General features: G+C 63.9%; 2 protein-coding genes and 1 pseudogene. All 3 read left to right on the top strand.

Features of this window, described 5'->3' with window-relative positions; translation table 11 throughout:
• Window positions 1-1,335: aldehyde dehydrogenase family protein (locus tag EPO55_RS08465; protein ID WP_296336195.1), on the top strand; the 1,335-nt coding region annotated here is incomplete at its 5' end.
• Window positions 1,336-1,429: 94 nt separating this feature from the next.
• Window positions 1,430-2,590: an acyl-CoA dehydrogenase family protein gene (locus EPO55_RS08470; RefSeq protein ID WP_296336196.1), complete on the top strand. Its 1,161-nt coding sequence runs from the start codon at window positions 1,430-1,432 to the stop codon at window positions 2,588-2,590.
• 22 nt (window positions 2,591-2,612) lie between these two features.
• Window positions 2,613-2,817 (top strand): annotated as a pseudogene (locus EPO55_RS08475) (hypothetical protein); the annotation flags it as partial.

Raw genomic sequence — 2,817 nt, forward strand, 5'->3', positions numbered from 1 at the left:
GCGGCGGATGTCGACCGGGCGGTCGCGGCGGCCCGGCGCGCTTTCGAGGGAGCCTGGTCCGGCTTCCGGCCCGTTCAGCGCGAAAGACTGTTGCTGAAGCTCGCCGATCTCCTGGAGGCCAATGCCGACGAACTGGCTGAGCTGGAGACGATCGATAATGGCAAGCTGCTGATGATGTCGCGTCACGCCGATCTCACGCTGGCGATCGACTCGCTGCGGTACATGGCGGGCTGGGCAACCAAGATCGAAGGGACGACGATCACGCCGTCGTTCAACTATGTGCCGCCGGGCATGGAGTTCACCTCGCAGACGTTGCGGGAACCGGTTGGCGTCGTCGGCCAGATCATCCCGTGGAACTTCCCGCTCGTGATGGCGATCTGGAAGATCGCGCCGGCACTTGCCGCCGGCTGTACGGTGATTCTCAAGCCGGCCGAAGATACGCCGCTCACCGCCCTGCGCCTGGGAGAGCTGGTCTGCGAGGCCGGTTTCCCCGATGGCGTCGTCAACATCGTGACCGGCGATGCCGAACCCGGTGTCGCGCTGGTCGATCATCCGGGGGTCGACAAGATCGCCTTCACGGGTTCGACGGAGGTCGGCCAGATCATCCAGCGCCGCGCCGCCGACTCGATGAAGCGGCTTTCGCTCGAACTCGGCGGCAAATCGCCGGTGGTCATTCTGAAGGATGCCGATGTCGGCATGGCCGTCCAGGGGGCGGCACAGGCGGTGTTCTTCAACCATGGGCAGGTGTGCACCGCCGGCTCCAGGCTGTTCGTGGAACGGCCGATCTACGACGCGGTCATGGAAGGCCTTGCCGAGGTCGCGAACAGCTTCGCGCTCGGTTCCGGCTTCGATAGCGAAACACAGATGGGGCCGCTGATTTCGGCCAAGCAGCGCGACCGGGTCCAGGGTTTCCTCGAGACCGGGCGCAAGGAGGGCGGGCGCCTGCTCGCGGGTGGGTCGCCGGTAGAAGGAGGCGGCTTCTTCTTCCGCCCCGCCGTTTTCGCCGATACCCGACCCGACATGACGATCTATCGCGAGGAAATCTTCGGACCGGTCCTCTCGGCTACGCCATTTGACGATGTCGACACGGCGGTGCGCCTGGCGAACGACAGCATATACGGGCTCGGCGCCAGCGTGTGGACGAACAACCTATCCCTGGCCAATCGAGTGGTCCGCAAGCTTAAGGCGGGCAATGTCTGGGTGAATTGCCATAACCTGCTCGACCCTGCGGTGCCGTTCGGCGGCTATCGGATGTCGGGCTATGGCAGCGAACTGGGCCATGCCGCGCGCGATCTTTACACTGAAAGCAAATCGGTGACGACGCTGTTGTCGTGACGCTCATTACTTGACTTTTCAAGTTTTTGAGTCGCATATCGGTGTGGACGCGGTATCGGCGGGAGCCGGTAGCCGCCCTTACCGGGAGAGTGAGATGGCGATGTCGAGCCAGGCTATCAGTGCAACCGACGACAATGGCGGGGCCGCGTTCGAGCGCTTGCTGGAAACAGTCCGCGCGCAGCGTGCCCAATTCTCCCGCGATCAGCAGATCAGCGCCGAGGTTGTAGAGCTCATACGCGACGCCGGCTTCTATCGCGCGATGGTGGCACGGCGCTTCGGTGGAGAGCAGGTTTCACCGACGACATTCCTCAACATGGTCGAACGGCTCTCCGAGGTCGATGGTTCGGCAGGTTGGGTGGCAAGCTTCGGCTTTTCGGCGGTCTATCTTTCGGCGCTGCCGATCGCCACGCTCGAGCAGATCTACGCCGACGGCCCCGATGTGATCTTCGCGGGCGGCATTTATCCGCCGCAGAAGGCGTTGCCGGTCGACGGCGGGCTGGAAGTGTCCGGGCGCTGGTCCTGGGGAAGCGGATCGACCGGTGCGGACATCATCGGCGTCGGTATCAAGGTGGAAGGCGGCGAGAGCAATGGCTTGCCGTTGATAGCCGTGATGCCGGCAGCGAAGGCCAAGATCGATCGCAACTGGGATGTGATCGGCCTCAAAGGCACCGGCAGCCATGACATCGTCGTCGACCGCGTGGTCGTCCCGCCGGAGTGGACCTTCATCCGCGGCGGCCGTTCGAGCCTGGACGATCCGCTGTACCAGTATCCGACGATGGCGCTTGCGGCTCAGGTGCTGGCGGTGGTCGCGCTTGGGACGGCTCGTGGGGCGCTGGATATCCTGATCGATCTCGCCGGAGGGCGAAGCTCTATCACCGGCGCGGCCAACTTGGCTGACCGCCCCTATTTCCAGACGGATATTGCCAAGGCCGAAGCGCTCCTGCGTTCAGCGCGTGCCTTCTTCTACGACATAACAGAGGAAAGCTACGCGACGCTCCTGGCGGGCGGCGAATTGTCGGTCGAGCAGCGGGCGCTGCTGCGCCTCGCTTCCACCAACGCGGCGCGCGCCGGTGCGGACGTTGCCCAGGCTGTCTATCGCCTGAGCGGCACCACCGGCATCGCCAGCGATCATATGCTCGCGCGGCATATGCAGGACGCCATGGTGGTGCCGCAGCATGCCTTCCTGTCGGACGGTACGTGGCAGAATGCCGGGCGCGTCCTGCTCCATCTGGATTCACCTCCCGGCTTTCCCTGATCGCACGAAAGGATTTCATATCATGTCGGACAAGCCCAAGCTTCGCGTCCTTTTCTGTGGCGCGGTCCTTCAGAATTTCTTCGACCTGCCCGCCTGCGAGATCGGTAAGGTCTGGGGCGCGACAGGCGAAATGCTGAAGGGCATACGCGACCTTCCCGGCGTGGAGATCATTGGCACGATCGATGACGACCAGACCATGGTCGGCACCTCGCCGAATGGCTGGCCCT

The organism is Reyranella sp. (assembly GCF_004296935.1).
Taxonomy (GTDB): domain Bacteria; phylum Pseudomonadota; class Alphaproteobacteria; order Reyranellales; family Reyranellaceae; genus Reyranella.

What these genes read in the sequence shown, in the direction of transcription:
- EPO55_RS08470 (WP_296336196.1), top strand. Translation starts at nt 1,430, where the DNA reads ATGGCGATGTCGAGCCAGGCTATCAGTGCAACCGACGACAATGGCGGG.